The following is a 20,410-nucleotide window of genomic DNA, read 5'->3' as shown; positions in this document are numbered from 1 at the left end:
AATATGAAGAAAATCATTCTTTTCCTTCTTACCTTAGTAACATGTGCAGCAGTCTCTGGGGCTGCTGCAGATGATTTGAAGGATAACAGTCTGCAGATTGATGATTCCCGACTTGAAAAGAAAGAGGGATTGAAATTTGGTCTACAGTCTGAACAAATCAAGGAGCTTTTTAATGAAGCGACTCAAAAGAGGTTGCAGGACATGCAACAGCATCAAGAGGAACAGTTGATCACAGAAAGGGGCCAACTGTTTTCTGCTATACAGAGACCAGTGAAAAAATCTTCTGAAGAACAGTTGTTTCAGCCCAATGCTCAAAAAACAATTAAATTTCAAACAAATATAGGCCATGTAGAAAAAGGTGGTCTGAATGACTTTCTTCCAGAGATATTCTATGTGGTGTTGATTTTCTTGCTTTTTGGAGCAACGGCAGTAATGAGTTATCGTGTGATGGTAGAAGGGATGGACTAATTTTACAACTAGTCTGTCTAAATAACTTAGAAAAGGATAAACCAAACATAGGAGGCGTGAAAAAAGGTGGAGCAACATATCAATATTACCCTACGTTTGAGAGAAAGAGATGTGGATATTCGCATTCCACGGCGAATTGAAGTGCGCCGGCTGGTGCGAGAAGTAGATACGATTTTTAATCCAGGTATCAAGCGAAAAAAATATCAATTAAGAATTGTCAATAAAGGTTTGTTGATTGATGAAGGGAAACATCTGTCTGATTATCCTATGACGACAGGAGATTTAGTAGAAATTGAGGAGATATAGGTGGCTGAAGAAAAATTTGAATTTGGTGGACAGTCGTTTGTCTATGAAAAAAATGAAACAAACTGGGAATTAAAACTCAAACGTTCAGATGTTGCGAGTCAAGATTTACGGGAACTCTTACTATTGGATTTGCATCATCCATTCTTTTTGGAGCAATCGATGGTGTCTGATGAGGATAGCGTCACCTTCTCCTATCAAGTCGAAGCTCATGGACTGACTTATGAGGAAATAAAGGAACGCACCATTTCGGAAAGAATCCGTTTGGCCCTAAACGTTTTTCGTCTAGAGGGCGCCTTGGAGTTACCTGTGACTTTCCTTTTGCACCCAGTAAATCTCTTTATTACCAAGGATGCTCAGGCTAAGATTGCTTATCGTGGAATTCCTGGTCTGATGGTTCCTCAATCCATATCCTCAGAAGATTTTTTACGCCAGGCCAAATGTTTTACAGTAACACTATTTAGCGATTTGGATTTCATGGATCTTTATAATGGTTCCTTGGAATTAGAGACCTTGCCAGACTTCTTAAATGACCTATGTCAGGCAGATGATATAGAGGCTGCAGTAGCTGTTTTGGAGAAGTACTACACGGAGAAGGCTGCGAAAGAACGGGCAGATTTGGTCTTGGTTCCAAGTAGACGCCATCGTGTCTTTAAATTGGCAACGATTTGGTTAACAGCCAGCGTTGTCTTGCTAATCGTTCCACTGATCTATCTGATTTTTGTGCAAAATCCTTTCAAAGAAAAGATGTTGCAGGCTGATACTGCCTTTATTAAAGTGGATTATAGTGGTGTTATTACAGAATTAGAGAGAATTGATCCAGCTAGCTTGCCGAATACGCAAAAGTATGAGTTGGCTTACTCTTATATTCAGGGGTTGGAATTTTCTTCTGAACAAAAGAAAGTCATCTTGAACAACGTAACACTCAAGTCAGATGAACTTTATTTGACTTACTGGATCCAGGTTGGGCGCAATCGCTTTGAAGAGGCTCTTGATATTGCCAAACGGATTAACGACAGTGACTTGATTCTCTATGCTTTGACTCAGGAAATCAAGCAGGTTCGAGAAGATGGCAACTTGTCAGGGAAAGACCGTGAAAGTAAGTTGAATACTTTGGAAAGCGAGTATAAGAAATACTGGGATAGTCGAAGTGAGCTACTAACGAGTGAATCAAGCTCCAATGCTTCTACAACTCCTAACCCTCAAGACAAGGCTTCTGAAACCAAACCGTCATCTGAGAAGAAACCTGTTCCAAGTAGCTCCTCTAGCAATTAAAGTAGACCAAGGAGAGAAATTATGAAAAAACAAATCATTTTCTACAGCCAAGGTCTGCGTTATGAAGTAGAACTGAGTGCAGATAAGACGGTCTTGATAGGGGCGACTGAAAAGGCCCAAGTCTACCTTTCTCAACAGGAAAGACCGATTCAGCTCAAGGTCGATGGTGACGAGGTCTTTTATCAATACGACGATGAAGCAGGACTCTTGAAAGATGGTCTGCGTTTGGGTGAGGTCGTCTTTTATCTCCGAGAAGGGGAGCCAAGGGTTTATGACCTTTTGGATTTATCAGAGTTTCAGATTGGCTCTCAAAAAGGTGCATTGATCACACTAGATGGAGATGTTGAACTCTTACTCCAAAAATCCCAAAATCAATGGAAGCTAACTCGACTAAAAGGCGCATTTTATCGAAACAATCATCTGGAACAAATGGACCAGCAATTGATTGGTTTTGGAGATGAGTTGAGTCTAGGGGCGGTGACGATCAAGTTCTATCCTGATGAAGTATGGGTCCAGGGTCCTGCTCAAGTTGGGCCACAACTGACTCTGAGAGAACCATCTCGATATGGTTTTTATGAAGATTATCCAGATTATCATCGTTCTCCACGGATCATCTATCGTGGTAGCGAGGATAAAATCTTGATCAATCCCCCAGGCCAGGAACCGGTTAAGCCGAGTGATGAACTGTTAAAGCTGATCGTTCCTCCTTTGATGATGGTCGGGGTAACCGTCTTAATCACCTTAATTCAACCTCGAGGGATCTATATCCTTGCGACAGTAGGGATGTCCATAACCACAATGATTTTTTCTATCCGTGGTTTCATCAAAAATCGTAAAAAGTACAAGGCTGATAAGAAGGAACGGGTCGATCTCTATCGTCTTTACCTGAAAGATAAGGTCAAGGAATTGACTCGTCTGGAACGAGAACAAAAAGAAGGGATGCACTATCATTTTCCAACGATTTTAGAATTGACGGATTTGGTTGAAAGTTACAATCACCGGATTTACGAAAAGACTCCCTTGCATTTTGACTTTTTATACTATCGTTTGGGACTCGGGAAAATGCCGACTAGCTATGACTTGAAATACGGTCAACAGGAACGTAGCGGTAAGAAGGATGCTCTAGAAGAAGAGGGTTACGCTCTCTATAGTCGTCACAAAAAGATCCCAGATATGCCAATCCCGGCAAACCTCAGCCATGGACCGGTGGGTTATATTGGACCTAGAAATCTCGTTCTAGAACAACTGCAACTTTTGGTGATGCAGCTAGCGACTTTCCATTCTTATCATGATGTGCAGTTTATTACGATCCTGCCTGAAGAGGAAAAAGAGCAATGGTCTTGGATGCGTTGGCTACCTCATGCTAAACTGCAAGAACTCAATGTCCGCGGTTTTGTCTACAATCAACGAACACGGGACCAAGTTCTGAATAGTTTGAACCAAATCTTGAAACTACGTCGTAGTCAAAAGGAAGAAGCATCCCACAAGGAGAGCACCCTCTTCCATCCTCATTACGTGGTTTTAGTGACCGATGAGAAGCTGATTTTGGATCATATCATCATGGAGTTCTTTACCGAAGATCCAACGGAATTAGGCTGTTCTCTCATCTTTGTAGAGGATGTCATGAGTTCCTTGTCTGAGAACATCCAGACAGTGATCAATATCAAGGACCGTAATACAGGCCAACTGGTCATGGAAGAAGGAGTTTTGAAAGAGACGGACTTCCGTTTGGACCACTTCCCAGCAGATTATGACAAGGAGCGGATCGCCCGTACCTTGGCACCGCTCAATCACCTCCAAAATCTTAAGAGTTCGATCCCAGATTCTGTGACCTTTATGGAAATGTATGGGGCGGAGACCTTTGAGGATTTGCAAGTATCGAGCCGTTGGAAAAAGAACGCACCTTACAAGAGTTTGGCTGTGCCAATTGGTCTGCGTGGTCAGGATGACCTGGTTCAGCTCAATCTGCATGAAAAAGCCCATGGACCTCATGGTTTGATCGCAGGGACGACTGGTTCAGGGAAGTCAGAAACCATCCAATCCTATATCCTATCCCTCGCTGTTAACTTCCACCCTCATGATGTGGCTTTCTTGCTGATTGACTATAAGGGTGGTGGGATGGCCAATCTCTTTAAAAACCTACCTCACCTCTTGGGGACGATTACCAACTTGGATGGTGCCCAATCTATGCGGGCTCTGGCTTCGATCAATGCGGAGATCCATCGTCGTGAACGACTCTTTGGAGAGTTTGAAGTCAACCATATCAATCAATACCAGAAAAAATTTAAAAACGGAGAAGCGACAGAACCGCTCCCTCATCTCTTTCTCATCTCAGATGAGTTTGCGGAGCTCAAGGTTAACCAGCCAGACTTTATCAAGGAGCTGGTATCCATCGCTCGGGTCGGACGTTCCCTCGGGGTCCACTTGATCCTAGCTACTCAGAAACCATCTGGTGTGGTGGATGACCAGATCTGGTCTAACTCACGCTTCAAGATCGCCCTTAAGGTGGCAGACCGTTCGGACTCCAATGAAATGCTTCATACACCGGACGCAGCCGAGATTACTCAGACGGGACGTGCCTATCTACAGGTCGGGAATAACGAAGTCTATGAGCTCTTCCAGTCAGCCTGGTCAGGGGCGGATTACCAGCCGGACAAGGATGATATGGGGATCGAGGACCATACTATCTACCTGATCAATGAATTGGGTCAATATGAAATCTTGAATGAAGACCTATCAGGCTTAGAAGATGTGGATGAGATCAAGGAAGTTCCAACAGAGTTGGATGCGATAGTGCACCATATCCAGCTCTTGTGTGAAGAACAAGAGATTCCTCCAGTACCACAGCCATGGTTGCCACCGCTCAAAGAGCGAATCGCACTAGACGAACTGGAAGAAGTGCAACCGACAGTAGCCTGGACACAAGAGAAACCACTCTCTGTCCTCTTGGGGATGGCGGATATCCCGCAGGCCCAGAAGCAGGAAGCTGTCTCTATCAATCTCTCCAAGGATGGTCATATCCTCCTTTACGGAAGTCCGGGTACAGGAAAGACCACCTTCCTTCAGACTGCTGGTATGGACTTGGCTCGCAAATTCAGTCCAAAGGCTCTTACCATGTACTTGATGGACTTTGGTACCAATGGTTTGGCTCCATTGTCCAAGCTTCCACAGGTGGCGGATACCATGCTTTTGGACCAAACAGAGAAGATTTCTAAGTTTGTACGAATCATGGAGAGAGAACTCAACCGTCGTAAGAAACTCCTTGCGGACTATGGTGTTGGGACCTTGGAACTCTACCGTCAGGCCAGTGGTCAGGAAGAGCCGGCTATCGTCATCCTCTTAGATAGCTATGAGGCCTTCAAGGAAGAAGCCTATGAGGCGGAACTCTTCAAGCTCTTGGTGCGTATCTCCCGTGAAGGTCTCAGTATCGGGGTTCACCTCTTGGTGACAGCCGGTCGCCAGACCAACCTTCGTGCTCAACTCTACTCGAACTTCAAGCACCAGTTGAGCCTGCCACAAAATGAGGCAGGTGAAGTGCGGGCCATCGTGGGCTCTACGCCACTCGCTATGACTATGGAAGATATCAAGGGACGAGCTCTCATGAAGCGTGAAGAGGTGGATGTCATCCAGCTGGCACTGCCAGTAGCGGGTGCCAATGACACCCAAGTCCTCAACAACATACGTCAGGAAGTGGCTTCCCTCCAAGAAGCTTGGACAGGACAACGCCCAAGTGCTATCCCGATGGTGCCGGAGGAGTTGACGGAGGCAGACTTCTATGGTCGTGCAAGTGTGCAGACTGCCTATGAACACGGCCTCGTGCCATTAGGACTTGACTTGGAGACAGTTGAGCCCGTGACTTGGAATCTGGCTAAAGGCAATCTTCTCTACTTAACAGACCAAGATAATCAGATGATTGCGTTTATAAATCAAGTTCGAAGTGGGACTCAGCGTATAATTGTACTCGCTCCTACTTACCATAATTTGAATGAGCAAGAGGGAATAATTTTAGCGAATGGGGCCCAAGAAGTTTCAGAACTTCTTGAAGATATAGAAAAACGTATTAGAATACGAACTAAAGAACGCAAGAATCAGCATGAAGCGACCGTGATAGTATACCAAATGACAGAATTGATGACAGAATTAGATAGTTCAGTTCAAGAACGATTAGCTTTTGTCTTGGAGAAAGGTATAAGGGCTGGTTATGCTTCTATCGTAATGACATCTCCAAATATTTCTCGCGGTATAGACGCTGCATCTAAGGTTGCAAAAGGTCTTAAACAAGCTTTAGTAGCTATGCGTATAAATGAGCAAAGTGTCTTTAGTTCGCTTAATAATCGTCCGATTCGTGAAGGTGACTTAGATTTACAGATTCATTATTACATTTTAGATAATATTGCACGTAAAATTAAAGTTTTGATGAAATAAGAACATCCATATAAAAAGAGAGGAGAAAAGATGAACGATTTTAATTATTTATATGGTCTAACCCCGATTAGTCCTATTGGCTTTTCAGGGAATCCTTTTGGAGTCTCGGCTAGTTTGAAAGCTAGAAAAGCTAATTTAGAGGCTATTAAGAAAAAATTAGAAGAGTATTCATGTGTTATTGAAAATAAGAAATTAATTGCTTCAGTTGCAGGCGTTTACGGAATTGCTAATATTAATATGAATGGTGCGTTTGGAACTGTTGCTGGAGATAAGTACGATGCAGAAAGTGAGCAAGAACAGGCAGATATCAATACCTTGTCTACCACTTTAGATACGAAACGTGATACAATGGTGGAGCTACTAAGATTAGAGATATCCTCTTTAAATACTCAGATTTCAGAAGCTATAGCTAATGAATGGGAAGAATACCAAAAAAATAGTTTACTTAAAACACCAACATTTAAGATAAAATAGAATAGAGAAGGGGGAGACGACCAATGGGTGATAGTGTTAAAGCGCATAATTTGAGCGGTATTAAGGAGTATGGAGAATCCATTACGAGCTTTTCGGCAACACTGACAGCGGCTGCAGCTCAAACTCAGCGAACTTTTACGCAAAAGGTAGAGGGTCAAAGGGGAGAGGTTATTAATGCTTTTTTTAAAAAGTTAAATATTCTACAGGAACAAGTTTTTCAACAAGGACCAGCAGCTTTAAAAGCTTATGGAGAAGGAGTTTCAGACTTTAGTCATACTGTACAAGGTCTGGGATTTGGGAAATACGCTTATACTGATAAGGGAGAAATAAACAATATAGTTACTACGCTAAGTGGTCCTCAGTATGATGATATGATTGCCAAGAAAAATGGCTTGAAATCTTTGATGGAAGAAGCTCAGGAAGCGTTAGGAAGTGGGACAGTCGATTTTACTGGCTATGAAGAGAAGGCACAAGGTTTTATTGATGAAGAAATTAAGGCTCGTAATACCACTCACCAAGGAATTTCTGATGCTGATGACGCTTTAAAGACAGTTGCAGAAACAGGAAAAACCTCTTTTGCAGACCTGGCTGGGGTAATAAAAAATGCTCAGGCAGTTCTATCTGCAGCTCCAGAGAGAGTTTACCAAAATATTATGAAAAATCATGCTGTAACAGTTGAAAAGATTGGCTACTTAGATTTTATTCAAAATGAAGCTGATGCTCAAGTCATGATTGCAGCTTGGGAAGATAGATTAGAAACAACAGTTAAGATGGACCCGAAATCAATTAGTCCAAGTGGTTACTTGATTATTTCCATAGAGATTTCGTCTGCTGTAGAGGATGGCAAAAAGTATAAAATTGAACGTTATATTGATGCCTTTGGAAAAGTGGAAGTTGAAACTAGTAAGGCTCATATAAAGAACCTAAAAGAAGTGAATAAAGGCTATGCTAAAGAGTTGATAGCTACTCAAGCAGGCTTGCAAGAAGCTAAATATGATGAGAATAGTCCAGAGATGATTGCGATGAAGAGAAGAGTGAAGGCAATCAATAAATTTAATGGCTTACTTCAGTCTGTGGAGGAATTAAAGATAGGTACCAGCACCTACAGCAACTATAGCAACAGTACAATGTATACCCATCATACGGAATATAGCTTTGAAATTCTTGATTTAGGGAGAGAAAATGATGTTATTCAGTTTGAAGTTACAGAAAATAAAGATGGAGTTCTAGAAAAGAAACTCTATAGTAGTAGCCTATCAGTGACGAGTAACGATGCTGATCTTTCTAATGCATTAAAATCTTTAGGTGATAGTGTAGACAAGAAAGAAAAAGAAGGAATGCATAATTTCTTGAATATATTAAGTGCAACAGCTGATCTCATTCCTGGAGGAAAACCGACAAAAGTGGCTGTAGGAGCTTTCAAAGCGATTCTAAACTCAGTAGATGCTTCTATTGACTGGGATGGTGGAGCTAGTGCTTTAGGAGAAGCGGTTCCAGAAAAATTTATAATAGGAGGTAAAAAAATTCCTTTTAAAGAGTTTACTACTGGTGCAAGTAGATATCTGGCTTCAAGGAAGAAGCATGAGGATAATTTAAGTGAACAAAGTAAAGAAGTTCAAAAAGCGCGCGTGCAACTTACCAGTAAACTTACAGGTAAGGGGGCAATATCGTTAATTCAGGAGAATGTTCCGCGATATGATATTTGGAAAGGAAATGTCCCTACACATACACCTAAAGTACTAAGTATAGATCCAAATAATTATTATGATTACGACGCTTATGTTCGTGAGGAGTATCTAGATCAGTACGGTGTTAAAAAGTATTTAGAATCAGGAATTGCAAATACAAGTATGGACAAGTATATGGAGCTTTTGAGGGAATCAGCAAGTCCAGAAATCAAGGAATATCTAAAAGGGCAGTCTAGTCTGACTATCGAAACAATGAATGAAAAGCAGCTACTTGAACTTGCAAATGCTCTTGACAAGTTGCCAGAGGGTAGAGAAGGGTTTGTGGATAACTACCTAGCGAATAATAAATATCGGGAGGCTTTACAATGAAATTTTCGAAAAAAGCGGTGTTTATTGTCATATTGGTGGGAGTTCTCTTACTTACTCCTTACCTAGGCTATAAATACTATGTGAACAAATATGTTGATCCATACTCTACTTTTTGGTTAAAGAGAAAGATAGTGGATTACAAGTATATCGAAGATGGGAAAGCCTTGGTAATTAAGTGGGACTATGATAATCCATTAGACTATTGGCTTACAGAACAAGAGGCTTCAGTCTTTTGGTTTGGTCCCGTTGTCGGCCAAAATAAGATTGTTCAGGAATACAAAAGATTGGCAATATCGTCTATGTATCGAAATGAGCCTATTGAAGATGAATATTGGAAGATTGCTGTCTATGATATAAAGACGAAGGGCTTTCCTTCCAAAGACTACGATATTTTTAAAATGACTCGAGATTATGATTCAGACTATATTCCTACAGGAATTACTTCTAGTATCTATATTAGTGATGGTCGAGAATTGTTAGACATTCATTTAAAAAATGCTAAAGATGGTTCTCTTGTGGATAAATCTATTGATTTGGATGAGGGGAAGATTGTGGAATTAGGTAAGGGGCAAGATTATATAAAATATTCTGATGCGACAAGTTTTTCTTCTTTACTGCCGGAGTCTGAAGACTACTTTATGTATAATTGGAAAATCGGAATCTCAAAAGAAGGAAAACTAGCTAAAGATGCCCTTATCCGTCAAAAGTACCCTGAAGCAGCAAAACTTTTAGAAGATAATAATGGCTCGATTGTAGTTTTAGCTGATAAGCCAAGTATCGAAAACAATATGCCAATTTATCAGCTTTTGTATAAGGAAGGAACGAATTTATTTGAAAATGTGAAAATTCCTGCGGAAAACTCAGTAGATGGACAGGAGCACATTGTCAATAGTCAGGAAGAGTTTATTACATACTATCGTAATAAGGAAAAAGGGGATCCTAAGGCGAGAATGTAAACTCTATCTAGCAATATTTTAACTAAGAAGAGAAGGGATGTATAGATGAGTCGTAAAGAAATAAATCCAGAAAAATTGACATCCTGCAAAGCAAGTATGCAGGAGATGACGAAACGGTTTAATGGTGAAGTAAGTGGATTGATTCAATCTTCTGCAACTGAGCAGATGCAAGATGCAGAGGATGCTCTTAACAAAATGAGTTCAAATTTAGTGGATACAGTGGATTCTTTGGATGTGTATTTAAATCAAGTGGCTAGTTATTTTTTACAGATGGATAATGACATAGCTACAGGTATTGCTACTGAAACTTCCATGTTTACCTATTCTAATCCACAGAAGCAACGTGAAGCGAATATGTCCCCTGCACAGAAGAAACAGTATGAATTATCAAAACAAAGAAAAAACGAATATCAACTCCCATAAATCCATGAACTGCCTGAATTCATTTCAGGTGGTTTTCTTTTGCTTTTATAATCTTCTCACCGTATCGCTCGTGTGGTATAATGGGAAAGAGTCCTATGATTGTCTAAGAGAAAAATATGATGGGAGAACAGTCAAGTGAAAGCTAAAAAAATTGGTGCTATCTTTCTAATTTTGCTTGGTGTATATACGCTTTTTGTATTTGCTATTCGAGAGTTTGAAAAACAAGACTTATCTAAATATGAATATTGGATTGTGGATACAGAAATTACGGATTATGAATTTATTGAAAATGGTAGGATGGTTACAGTTGATTGGCACAGCAACAAAGAAGTTAATCAACAAGTAAGTGTTCTTGATGAAAAGCCTAAATTTGGCTCTCCAGGACGAATAGCTGGCAGACGTTTCATTGTTTCCTATGCGGCGCGATTCAAAGCAAAATCTGCCTGGAATGAAGTGCGAGATGATTTTCCTATTCTAGAACAAAATTATCCAGATGAGGGGGAATATTGGAAAATAAATGTCTATGACACTAAAGGTGAAAAGTTAGACAAGAAAGTGTTGGATGTATTTGAGATAACTAGAAATTATAATGAGAACTATTATCCTGCTTTTATATTAAATAAGTATTCGATAGACAGTATAGATGGTAAGGAATATCTGACTATTTCTTTAAGGGAAAAAGGAGATACCATAACTGATGTTAGAGATGAATCAAAATTATTTAATAGATTGATAGACTTAGAAACAGGAAAGATTGTAGATATTAACCCGAACAATCAAAAAAAGAATTCACCTAAAATAGGACTTAGTTCGATAGATTCCTTTTCGCAGTTATTTAAAGAACATGATTTTTCTGTTAGGGATAATGGTATTCATTTTTGGAAACTTGGAGATAATACAAAACAATGGCTTTTAAATAGAAAATACCCGAAATCTATGGAAATAATTTCTAAAAATCCCGAAACAAGCTATATATATAAACTTGCATCTGATGATGATTTGCAAACGTCCATAGATATGATAAAACTCGTTTTCCCAGAGGGTACAAATATTTTTAAGGATATCACCATTCCAGCAGCTAGTTCGAAAGATGGACAGGAGCATCTGGTTCAAAGCGAAGAAGAGTTTTTACAATATTATAAATCCAGTACGGAGGAAGAATAATGGGACAAAAACGAATATTACCAGAACATATAAAAAGTGCGAAACATAGCTTTGAGGATATGAGTAGCAGAATAGAAGAGAAGAGTTCGAGTCTTATAGATTCTTCTGCAACTACTCACTTGGCTTCTGCGACAGATGCGGTGAAAGCTCTAACAAAAGATTTAGTTCCCGTAATTGAGTCGTTTGATGAATATTTGAATATGGTCGCGAGTGAGTTTGCTAGAATGGATAGGGAATTAGGCCATGTTATAGAAGGTAGCACTTTCCAACAGTATGCAAATGGTAAAAGTGATGCTGAAATGAGAAAAAAGAGATACATTAGTGAAAAGCAGAGGGAAATCTATAAACAGCAATATAGTGATTTTCCATAATTACAAGAATCACCTGAATTTATTTCAGGTGGTTTTCTTTTCCCTTCTTCTTACGGTGTCACACATATGGTATAATGATACAAAGACATTTTCCTTCTAGTACCTTGAAAATTCTATATTTTCGCTTGTTTATCCGCTCTGCTATTTATAAAAAGAATATCCTGTCCCTCGGGGTTCACTTGATCCTAGCTACTCAAAAGCCATCAGGTGTGGTGGATGACCAGATCTGGTCCAACTCTCGCTTCAAGATTGCCCTTAAGGTGGCGGATCGTTCGGACTCCAATGAAATGCTTCATACACCGGACGCAGCCGAGATTACTCAGACAGGTCGTGCCTATCTGCAAGTCGGAAATAACGAAGTCTATGAGCTCTTCCAATCAGCCTGGTCAGGGGCAGATTACCAGCCGGACAAGGACGATATGGGGATTGAGGACCACACCATCTACCTGATCAATGAATTGGGCCAATATGAGATCTTGAATGAAGACCTATCAGGCTTAGAAGATGTGGATGAGATCAAGGAAGTTCCAACAGAGTTGGATGCGATAGTGCACCATATCCAGCTCTTGTGTGAAGAACAAGAGATTCCTCCAGTACCACAGCCATGGTTGCCACCGCTCAAAGAGCGAATCACGCTAGACGAATTGGAAGAAGTGCAACCGACAGTAGCCTGGACACAAGAGAAACCACTCTCTGTCCTCTTGGGGATGGCGGATATCCCGCAGGCCCAGAAGCAGGAAGCTGTCTCTATCAATCTCTCCAAGGATGGTCATATCCTCCTCTACGGAAGTCCGGGTACAGGAAAGACCACCTTCCTTCAGACAGCTGGTATGGACTTGGCTCGCAAATTCAGTCCAAAGGCCCTTACCATGTACTTGATGGACTTTGGTACTAATGGTTTGGCTCCATTGTCCAAGCTTCCACAGGTGGCGGATACCATGCTTTTGGACCAAACAGAGAAGATCTCTAAGTTTGTACGAATCATGGAGAGAGAACTTAACCGTCGTAAGAAACTCCTTGCGGACTATGGTGTTGGGACCTTAGACCTCTACCGTCAGGCCAGTGGTCAGGAAGAGCCGGCTATTGTCATCCTCTTAGATAGCTATGAGGCCTTTAAGGAAGAAGCCTATGAGGCGGAACTCTTCAAGCTCTTGGTGCGTATCTCTCGTGAAGGTCTCAGTATCGGGGTTCACCTCTTGATGACAGCCGGTCGTCAAACCAACCTTCGTGCTCAGCTCTACTCGAACTTCAAGCACCAGTTGAGCCTGCCACAAAATGAGGCAGGTGAAGTGCGGGCCATCGTGGGCTCTACACCACTTGCTATGACTATGGAAGATATCAAGGGACGTGCCCTTATGAAGCGTGAAGAGGTGGATGTCATCCAGCTGGCTCTCCCAGTTTATGGAGCCAATGATACTCAAGTCCTCAATAACCTGCGCCAAGCAGTCGCTTCCCTCCAAGAAGCCTGGACCGGTCAGCGCCCAAGTGCCATTCCGATGGTGCCAGAGGAGTTGACGATGGAAGAATTTTTGAATTTGCCTGATGTACAAGAGGCTATTGAGAATGATCAGATTCCTATCGGTTTGGAACTAGAAATGGTTGGAAGTGTCAATATCTCTCTTAGCAAATTTAAACACATGGCTTATGTGTCAAATGCAGAAGATGCTTTTGATAATATAACACATCATTTATTAAAAACTATTCTTAGAATGCCTAACGTTCATATGATGTTGATTGATGCTTTCCAAGAATATGAAGCATATAATGACCAGGTGAAAACCTATGTTGGAAGCAAAAAGGAACTATCGGACATAGGAAATCAGCTAATCTATGAAATAGAACGCCGTCTTGAAAAAGGCATATCATCTGAGTGGATCATTTTTATACCTAATATGAGAGCACTAGTATCCGAAAGCGATTTAAATGATCAACAGCTTCAATTTATGTTTGAGAATGGGTATCGAGTAGGGATGAGGTTTATTATTGGTACTGATTATACTTATATTGGGACAAGCATCGACCCAATTCCTAGATACCTCAAAACAAATGTCCAATGGGTCATCTTTGGTATGCGCCTAATGGATCAAACCTTCTTAGATAAAGGAATGTATAACAGAGATGTGGCTCCAGATCTCGATCAGGTTTATTTACATTCTCGGAAAGAAGTCATCAAACTTAAAATTAGTAAGAATAAGTAAAACTATTTTTGATACTTAAGATTCAACCCGGTCTTTTGACGATTTGATAGTAGAAAGGATAATTGAAAAGGTTATTGAACATGGGACAAGTAAAAAGTGAAAAAGGCAAGGCAAGTACTATTGCAACTGGAATTGTATCAGCAAGCAATAGCATTACAACTGCCGGTACAGTTACTAGAGATAAGACAAGCTCTTATACCGCTAATACGGTAGGAAGAAGATTGATCATAAATGAGGCCTCTATTGCTAAAAATATTCAATCGAAAATAAGTGAATTCGTAAAACTAATTCATAGTGTCGCAAATGAATTCGAAGTAGTAGATGAGAAGATAAGTACAATGTGGCAGAATAATTTACCGTCGAGTCAAAATAAGGGGACAACTGGTCTACCTTCGCCATACACAAATCCGTCATTTGTTCCTCAAAATAATTTATTTAAGGAGTGAGGATGGAAAAAAGAAAATCAGAAGATATTCAATGTAGTGTTCAACAGATTCAAACAAAATTATCAAAGCTAGAAGAAGAAAGAAAACAGTTTCTTTCCGTTGCTACGGAGATCGTAGATCTTTGTCAAACGAACTTCATCCCATATAGAGAATTAGGCTATTATCCGTTATCAGTTAAAGATGAGATGGATCGTCTTGAAGATATAGAGATGTTAAAAAGGAATGAACAGCTACTTGGTGATTTTATCTCCGAGAGGAAAGAAGAATTAAAAAAAGAAATGAGCAAGCTAGAGGGTGAAAAAGAGGAACTTCTTTTTCAACAACGCCGTCTTGAATCACAAAAGGAGGAGAAGAATGGGGATTAAAGTAGACATAGGCTCAGCAGATTCGCAGGGCAGTACAGCGAATACGGTATTAAGTAGCCGTGTGAATTATTATAACGATGTCATTACTGCCTTTAATAAATTGATTACAGAGGGAGAATTAAAAGGGAAAGCCTATGATAGTGCTAAGTCCTATGCGGAAAATATAATGGTTCCCCTACTTAGAGGAGTTATTCTATTTTCAGAGAGTCTAGGAGGGAAAGCGAGTGAACTACCGACTCTTTACCGTTCACAAGTCGGTGGAGAAAGTCTAGATGAGGAGACACTTCAAAAGCAAATTGAAGCGAAGAATACAACCATTTCGACTCAAGAAGCTATTTTGAACAGTTTATCTAATCTAAAGGACATCGATCCTACATATAAAAGTAATGTTCAAGGAATTATCTCAAATGCAACGAGTAAGCGAGATGAGTTACAAAAGAAATTAGAAGACTTACAGTCGTTTGCGAGCTCGACTAGTGGTCATTTTTCGGATTCAGAAAGCCTACAGAGTTTAGTATTTCAAGGTTTCGAACAAGTCACAGGTGACTTTGGAAAGTTTGATGGAACTTTTAAAATTGAGGGACAAGCTCCTTGGGCAAAGAATATTAATAATGAGTGGACGAAGCGTTCTGAGGTAATTCAAAATTATCAAAATGTTGTAGATAAAATTAAAAATGAAACCGAATTAGATGAGAATGATATAAAGGCAATCCAAGCTTATCAGAGCCGCTATCCAGCTAAGGACATACCAGAGAATGTTAAGAATGCAATACAGGTCTTTGTAGATCGGACGGAAGCTGAATTGCAAACGTTGGCCGAAGATGTCGCAAAAGAACAGGGGATTTCTGTTGAAAAAGCTATTGATTTCATTTTACAGCAGGATGGATTAGCCGACAAATCTTCAAAATTTTCGAACATCATTAGTAAAGCTATTCTAGCTAAGGCTGAAATAAACTTTATTAACGGTCGACAAATTACTTCAGAATCTAGGGGCCGTGTTAAGATAGGATCTCGTTTTCTTTATAATAAAAATACAGGGCATGTATATACTAGTGGAAGTAGTGAGTACAGTCAAGAGACAGGTAGAAATTTTGATCCTACTGATACCAATATTGGTAAAGGCTTTAAGACAACTGGCTGGCAAGCTGCTCTTGGCGATGCTGTGGATTCGGCTAAAAGTGGTTTTAAAAATTCTTTGAAATTTTGGGATGACTTCAACTTGAAAGATGTTTCACAGCTTTCAAAATGGGGAAAAGCAGGCAAAGCGTTCGGTGCCATCGGGACATTTCTTGGTGTTGGGAGGAATATCAAAGAAAACTTTTTTGATGATAAAACTTCTTCTGTTGGGGAAAAAATCCGAAATTTTGCCGTTGACCAAGGTGTTGATCTTCTTTCGGGGGCTACTGCAGCAGGAGCTGGTGCTGCCATCGGAACTTTTATCGGAGGACCTATTGGAACGGTTGTTGGGTTTGGAGTAGGTGCAGCCATTGGATGGGCTATGGATAACATTAAAATTCAGGGATTAAATAATCAATCTGTAACAGATGCAGCTAAGGATGCCTTAATAAAAACAACAGATGCAATTGGCGATGGCTTAAAAACAATAGGAGGGTGGTTTAGTTAATGGCAAAGATAAATAGAAAAAATAAAGCAAAGATTACTGATATAGAAAGAGAAAGATACCACGGGCCTTTGATTACAGATGGTGTTAGTTTAGTTTATATTAAGTTATATCCATGGATTGGTTTGGCATTAAGCGGTTTTATGTATTTGGTTGGAAGTTATGAAGATAATCTAGGTATCTTTAAAGGGCTTTCTTTGTTTTGCGGTGTTGTGAATATACTTGGCATTATCATTTCTTTTATTCCCTATTTAATAAATGCATGGAAGGCTTTAACATATTATTTAATAGCCCTCACAGTGTTAAGCTTAGTGATAGGTTTAGATTTTATTGGTTTGTTAATGGTTATTTCAGACGGCAGTCCTATAGGAGCCAAGGTGATATATCAAGCCCCCCTCACTCCATTTTATGTTATCTTTATATTACTTCTTTTTATCTTTGCATGCGGTCTTTATGCTTGGTATTATCTGCCAAAGAATCGGGGGAAAGTCTGGGCCTTTAATCAAGTAAAAGGGGGAAGTAGAAAGAAAACATGGTGGAATAATTTTGCCGTAGCTTTTGCTGGGGCAACAATCATTCCCACCCTCCTAACAGGTCATATTCAGATTGCTTTTGGTGTTTTATTGGGAATTTTATTTACTTTGACCCTGCCAGCTGTAATAGTAGATGCGGTTTATGCAGCTATTTACATAAGAAAGCACCCTGATAGCGATGAATTAGTTTAAAGATAAGAACAATTAAGAAAGCAGTAAAGAAATATGGAAATAAGACCTAAAAAGTTAGTTCTTCATAATCAGTTTGGTTATGAAGAAGGTGGGTTGGGAAATGTACCAGTCGAACAGATTTGTCATAAAGTATATCCCTTATGTTGGGAGTTTATAGAGGATATGTTAGATATGGTTTTTTCAGATGGCCCAGTATATTTTAAGAGTTATCCTTTTGGGGATAAAAAAACGATTTCTATTTTTACAACATTTGGAAATGCATATACCAAAATAGATAGATATAATGGACCATTTCTTTTTCAAGAAAATATTTTTATAGACAGTGATGATTTCGCTACATTTTCCTCAGAAAATTTAGCGGACTATTACGATACCTTACGTGTAAAATATGCCAAAGAAAATTTGGAGTATTTAGCTGTTTATCATGTGCTTTATCATCCTGGAAAAGAAATTGTAGTTGATGCATATAGTAGTTGGGAGGTAGAGTGATGAAATATGTTGTTGCACAAGGTGTGATCAATGAAAACATTTTTGAGGCACGGAATGTGATTAAAAAGCGTAAGACCTTTCATGTGAGTCAGATGAGAAAAGAACTGGATGCTTTTATGACAGCTATTTATGAAGCCGGAGGTCATCCAGCAGGGCCTATTGTATATAGTCTAAATAATGTGCCATATGAAGGAAATATGGATATTGAATTCTTTCTTCCATTAGAGGAGGAGTTTCTTGAAGTTGAGGGGATGAAATTTTCATCATACTTTGAAATCAATAATATTATAATGGTGACCCTAAATCATAATTATGAAGAATTAACCAAGGAAGCATATGCTAGATTGCTATGGACCTTAGAGAAGAATAACCGCGAACAACAAACCCCTTTTTATCATATTCTCCAAACAGAAGGAACAGGGCAGGTAACAGTATTGCTTGGTTATGCTTATTAAGATTGGTAAAGAGATTTTCGATTATATATGTAAGATTTGCAAAAGAGTTATTTCATAGTTCAGTACAGCGAATACGGTATTAAGTAGCCGTGTGAATTATTATAACGATGTCATTACTGCCTTTAATAAATTGATTACAGAGGGAGAATTGAAAGGGAAAGCCTATGATAGTGCTAAGTCCTATGCGGAAAATATAATGGTTCCTCTAGTGAGAGGAGTTATCCTCTTTTCAGAGAGCCTGGGAGGAAAAGCGAGTGAACTACCGACTCTTTACCATGCACAAGTCGGTGAAGAAAGTCTAGATGAGGAGACACTTCAAAAGCAAATTGAAGCAGAAAATACAACTATTTCGACTCAAGAAGCTATTTTGAACAGTTTATCTGATTTGAAGAACATCGATTCTACTTATAAAAGTAATGTTCAAGAAATTATCTCAAATGCAACGAGTAAGCGAGACGAGTTACAAAAGAAATTAGAAAAGTTACAGTCGTTTGCGAGCTCAACTAGTGGTCAGTTTTCGGATTCAGAAAGCCTACAGAGCTTAGTTTTTCAAGGTTTCGAACAAGTCACAGGTGACTTTGGAAAGTTTGATGGAACTTTTAAAATAGAGGGACAAGCTCCTTGGGCAAAGAATATTAATAATGAGTGGACGAAGCGTTCTGAAGTAATTCAAAATTATCAAAATGTTGTAGATAAAGTTAAAAATGAAACCGAATTAGATGAGAATGATATAAAGGCAATTGCAGACTATGGAAAACGGTATCCTGGTAAAGAGTTGCCAGAGAATGTTAAAGATGCTGTACGAAAATATGTCGAGAGTAAAGTTAATGGTGATATTACTAGTAACGATTTAGGTGAGTTGCTTGATCTTATCCGAGATACATCTCTGGAAGAACTTGCTAAAGAAACGATTTCTAAGTTAAGTTCAACGAATCCTAAACTATCAGAGTACTTTAAGTATTTTACTACTACTGATAAGTTTGGTAATATAAACATTACCTACTCTGCAGATAGTAAAGGATATACGGATGCTTTATTCAAAGCAAATGCTGCGAATCTACTTAAGAAATTCACGATTTCAGAAATTAATATCCCTATACCAGGAACCAACTCATCTTTTGGCATTTCAGGGATCAGTTCGGTATTTATGGGGTTGGACTTTTTGAATAATCTACAAAATGAGAATGCCGGACGTGCCTTTACCCACACTGCAGCAACGACTGCAATGACAGCATTAGGAGTGGCTAGTTTACAAGCTGGGGCGATTGCAGCGGCTACAGCAATTGGTACAGAGTCTGCCATGGCTTTTGCTGCATCTATAGCGCTCGGAACAACTCCTATAGGATGGGCTATTGCGGGAACTGTAGCAGTAGGATTTGTAGCTAGCATAGCATATAAGCATAACTTTTTGGGGATTAAGACCATAGCAAACGAGATGGGTGACAATCTTAATAAAAGTATATCAGATGTTGGCAAAGCATTTGATTCCGGTATTAAATCAATTCAGAAAGTGTTTGGGTGGTAAATGTGAAAATTAATTTTAGAGGATTAGATGTTGCTTATTTTGATGTGTTAGAGATGGGAGAGAAAAAGTACGTTCTTGATTCCAACTCTACAACACCAAAGAGTTATTATTGGGGACTTTCCCCTGAAACTCTTGAAGTTGATTTGATAGAACTCGATAGTCAGAATAAAAATTTTGATAAAAAAATTAAGATGGGTCCTTCAGGAATGCGTATGGTATCTATTGGTTTTAGCCTTCTTTTGTATAGAGTAGTAACATCAATTTTTAGATATTATGATATTAGTCATAATCTATATTTAAAAGTATCTTTATTTCCTATATCTATTTTGGTAGCTTATATTGTCTATCAAAGTATTTTAATCAAATCAAGGAAGGAAATTTCAAGTCGTTTATCGCAGGAAAAGAAGAGGTTTAAAATAATCTTTCAGAATAATAAGAAAAAAAGACAATTCCATGCCTATCTATTTCTCATTTTACATACAATTGCTTTCTCTATTTATATGGGAGAAGATGATGGAACAGAAGCTGCAATTCTAGTGTTGAATGGTTTGTTGGCCTATCTATTTATTTGGATTGAATCTGGCGTTATTCCATTGACTTATGCTTATCAAAAGAAATACCTAGAATTTAAAGAAGTGAAAAAGGTATAATGTAACTTATAATAAAATTC

At 39.3% G+C, this 20,410-nt stretch carries 18 protein-coding genes and 1 pseudogene; all 19 read left to right on the top strand.

The annotated features are described in order from the left end of the window. The first annotated feature begins 3 nt into the window (after nucleotides 1-3). The 19 genes and pseudogenes from essA (at nucleotide 4) to D8844_RS06650 (ending at nucleotide 20,390) form a co-directional block, all read left to right on the top strand. Nucleotides 4-468, top strand: coding sequence for a type VII secretion protein EssA (gene essA / locus D8844_RS06740; protein WP_000720507.1), 465 nt, complete (start codon nucleotides 4-6; stop codon nucleotides 466-468). Nucleotides 469-534: 66 nt separating this feature from the next. Then, on the top strand, nucleotides 535-774 hold the full coding sequence (locus tag D8844_RS06735) for an EsaB/YukD family protein (RefSeq protein WP_000434883.1): 240 nt from the start codon (nucleotides 535-537) through the stop codon (nucleotides 772-774). Then, complete coding sequence (gene essB, locus D8844_RS06730; protein WP_049519732.1) at nucleotides 775-2,046, top strand: type VII secretion protein EssB; 1,272 nt, start codon at nucleotides 775-777, stop codon at nucleotides 2,044-2,046. Between the two features lie 21 nt (nucleotides 2,047-2,067). Then, entirely contained in the window at nucleotides 2,068-6,471 is a 4,404-nt protein-coding gene (essC, locus tag D8844_RS06725; RefSeq protein WP_125422892.1) for a type VII secretion protein EssC, read from the top strand. A 30-nt stretch (nucleotides 6,472-6,501) separates the two neighbouring features. After that, complete coding sequence (locus D8844_RS06720) at nucleotides 6,502-6,945, top strand: hypothetical protein (protein WP_084942831.1); 444 nt, start codon at nucleotides 6,502-6,504, stop codon at nucleotides 6,943-6,945. Nucleotides 6,946-6,968: 23 nt separating this feature from the next. Beyond that, entirely contained in the window at nucleotides 6,969-9,002 is a 2,034-nt protein-coding gene (locus D8844_RS06715) for a hypothetical protein (protein ID WP_125422889.1), read from the top strand. Continuing rightward, nucleotides 8,999-9,958 (top strand): hypothetical protein, encoded by a 960-nt coding sequence (locus D8844_RS06710; protein ID WP_125422886.1) that lies wholly within the window; start codon nucleotides 8,999-9,001, stop codon nucleotides 9,956-9,958. Before D8844_RS06715 ends, D8844_RS06710 begins: the two co-directional genes overlap by 4 nt. A 45-nt stretch (nucleotides 9,959-10,003) precedes the next feature. Beyond that, complete coding sequence (locus tag D8844_RS06705; RefSeq protein ID WP_125422883.1) at nucleotides 10,004-10,381, top strand: hypothetical protein; 378 nt, start codon at nucleotides 10,004-10,006, stop codon at nucleotides 10,379-10,381. Nucleotides 10,382-10,516: 135 nt separating this feature from the next. Next, the gene (locus D8844_RS06700) at nucleotides 10,517-11,545 is read left to right on the top strand and encodes a hypothetical protein (protein WP_125422880.1); all 1,029 of its coding nucleotides are present in this window, start codon (nucleotides 10,517-10,519) and stop codon (nucleotides 11,543-11,545) included. Further along, nucleotides 11,545-11,916 (top strand): hypothetical protein, encoded by a 372-nt coding sequence (locus D8844_RS06695; RefSeq protein WP_125422877.1) that lies wholly within the window; start codon nucleotides 11,545-11,547, stop codon nucleotides 11,914-11,916. The genes D8844_RS06700 and D8844_RS06695 overlap by 1 nt, the downstream gene beginning before the upstream one ends. 164 nt (nucleotides 11,917-12,080) lie before the next feature. Next, nucleotides 12,081-14,114, top strand: a pseudogene (locus D8844_RS06690) (FtsK/SpoIIIE domain-containing protein); the annotation flags it as partial. 80 nt (nucleotides 14,115-14,194) lie between these two features. Continuing rightward, entirely contained in the window at nucleotides 14,195-14,560 is a 366-nt protein-coding gene (locus tag D8844_RS06685) for a TIGR04197 family type VII secretion effector (protein ID WP_125422874.1), read from the top strand. A 2-nt stretch (nucleotides 14,561-14,562) separates the two neighbouring features. After that, nucleotides 14,563-14,925: a hypothetical protein gene (locus D8844_RS06680; RefSeq protein WP_125422871.1), complete on the top strand. Its 363-nt coding sequence runs from the start codon at nucleotides 14,563-14,565 to the stop codon at nucleotides 14,923-14,925. Continuing rightward, entirely contained in the window at nucleotides 14,915-16,549 is a 1,635-nt protein-coding gene (locus tag D8844_RS10530) for a T7SS effector LXG polymorphic toxin (RefSeq protein WP_260467547.1), read from the top strand. The genes D8844_RS06680 and D8844_RS10530 overlap by 11 nt, the downstream gene beginning before the upstream one ends. Continuing rightward, on the top strand, nucleotides 16,549-17,271 hold the full coding sequence (locus D8844_RS06670; protein WP_125422869.1) for a hypothetical protein: 723 nt from the start codon (nucleotides 16,549-16,551) through the stop codon (nucleotides 17,269-17,271). The genes D8844_RS10530 and D8844_RS06670 overlap by 1 nt, the downstream gene beginning before the upstream one ends. Nucleotides 17,272-17,304: 33 nt before the next feature. Beyond that, nucleotides 17,305-17,760, top strand: coding sequence for a hypothetical protein (locus D8844_RS06665; protein WP_125422866.1), 456 nt, complete (start codon nucleotides 17,305-17,307; stop codon nucleotides 17,758-17,760). Further along, nucleotides 17,760-18,215: a DUF5085 family protein gene (locus D8844_RS06660; RefSeq protein WP_125422863.1), complete on the top strand. Its 456-nt coding sequence runs from the start codon at nucleotides 17,760-17,762 to the stop codon at nucleotides 18,213-18,215. Before D8844_RS06665 ends, D8844_RS06660 begins: the two co-directional genes overlap by 1 nt. Nucleotides 18,216-18,306: 91 nt before the next feature. Beyond that, nucleotides 18,307-19,740, top strand: a complete 1,434-nt coding sequence (locus D8844_RS06655; protein ID WP_125422860.1) for a T7SS effector LXG polymorphic toxin — start codon at nucleotides 18,307-18,309, stop codon at nucleotides 19,738-19,740. Beyond that, nucleotides 19,734-20,390, top strand: coding sequence for a DUF443 domain-containing protein (locus D8844_RS06650; protein ID WP_000248558.1), 657 nt, complete (start codon nucleotides 19,734-19,736; stop codon nucleotides 20,388-20,390). Before D8844_RS06655 ends, D8844_RS06650 begins: the two co-directional genes overlap by 7 nt. Nucleotides 20,391-20,410 lie beyond the last annotated feature (20 nt).

Origin of the sequence: Streptococcus oralis (genome assembly GCF_003942875.1) — a bacterium.
Taxonomy (GTDB): Bacteria; Bacillota; Bacilli; order Lactobacillales; family Streptococcaceae; genus Streptococcus; species Streptococcus oralis_BX.
Note: the sequence above shows the minus strand (reverse complement) of the source record. Positions and strands in the feature narration are given on the sequence as shown.

What these genes read in the sequence shown, in the direction of transcription:
- essA (WP_000720507.1), top strand. Translation starts at nt 4, where the DNA reads ATGAAGAAAATCATTCTTTTCCTTCTTACCTTAGTAACATGTGCAGCA.
- essC (WP_125422892.1), top strand. Translation starts at nt 2,068, where the DNA reads ATGAAAAAACAAATCATTTTCTACAGCCAAGGTCTGCGTTATGAAGTA.
- D8844_RS06720 (WP_084942831.1), top strand. Translation starts at nt 6,502, where the DNA reads ATGAACGATTTTAATTATTTATATGGTCTAACCCCGATTAGTCCTATT.
- D8844_RS06715 (WP_125422889.1), top strand. Translation starts at nt 6,969, where the DNA reads ATGGGTGATAGTGTTAAAGCGCATAATTTGAGCGGTATTAAGGAGTAT.
- D8844_RS06710 (WP_125422886.1), top strand. Translation starts at nt 8,999, where the DNA reads ATGAAATTTTCGAAAAAAGCGGTGTTTATTGTCATATTGGTGGGAGTT.
- D8844_RS06705 (WP_125422883.1), top strand. Translation starts at nt 10,004, where the DNA reads ATGAGTCGTAAAGAAATAAATCCAGAAAAATTGACATCCTGCAAAGCA.
- D8844_RS06695 (WP_125422877.1), top strand. Translation starts at nt 11,545, where the DNA reads ATGGGACAAAAACGAATATTACCAGAACATATAAAAAGTGCGAAACAT.
- D8844_RS06685 (WP_125422874.1), top strand. Translation starts at nt 14,195, where the DNA reads ATGGGACAAGTAAAAAGTGAAAAAGGCAAGGCAAGTACTATTGCAACT.
- D8844_RS06680 (WP_125422871.1), top strand. Translation starts at nt 14,563, where the DNA reads ATGGAAAAAAGAAAATCAGAAGATATTCAATGTAGTGTTCAACAGATT.
- D8844_RS10530 (WP_260467547.1), top strand. Translation starts at nt 14,915, where the DNA reads ATGGGGATTAAAGTAGACATAGGCTCAGCAGATTCGCAGGGCAGTACA.
- D8844_RS06670 (WP_125422869.1), top strand. Translation starts at nt 16,549, where the DNA reads ATGGCAAAGATAAATAGAAAAAATAAAGCAAAGATTACTGATATAGAA.
- D8844_RS06665 (WP_125422866.1), top strand. Translation starts at nt 17,305, where the DNA reads ATGGAAATAAGACCTAAAAAGTTAGTTCTTCATAATCAGTTTGGTTAT.
- D8844_RS06660 (WP_125422863.1), top strand. Translation starts at nt 17,760, where the DNA reads ATGAAATATGTTGTTGCACAAGGTGTGATCAATGAAAACATTTTTGAG.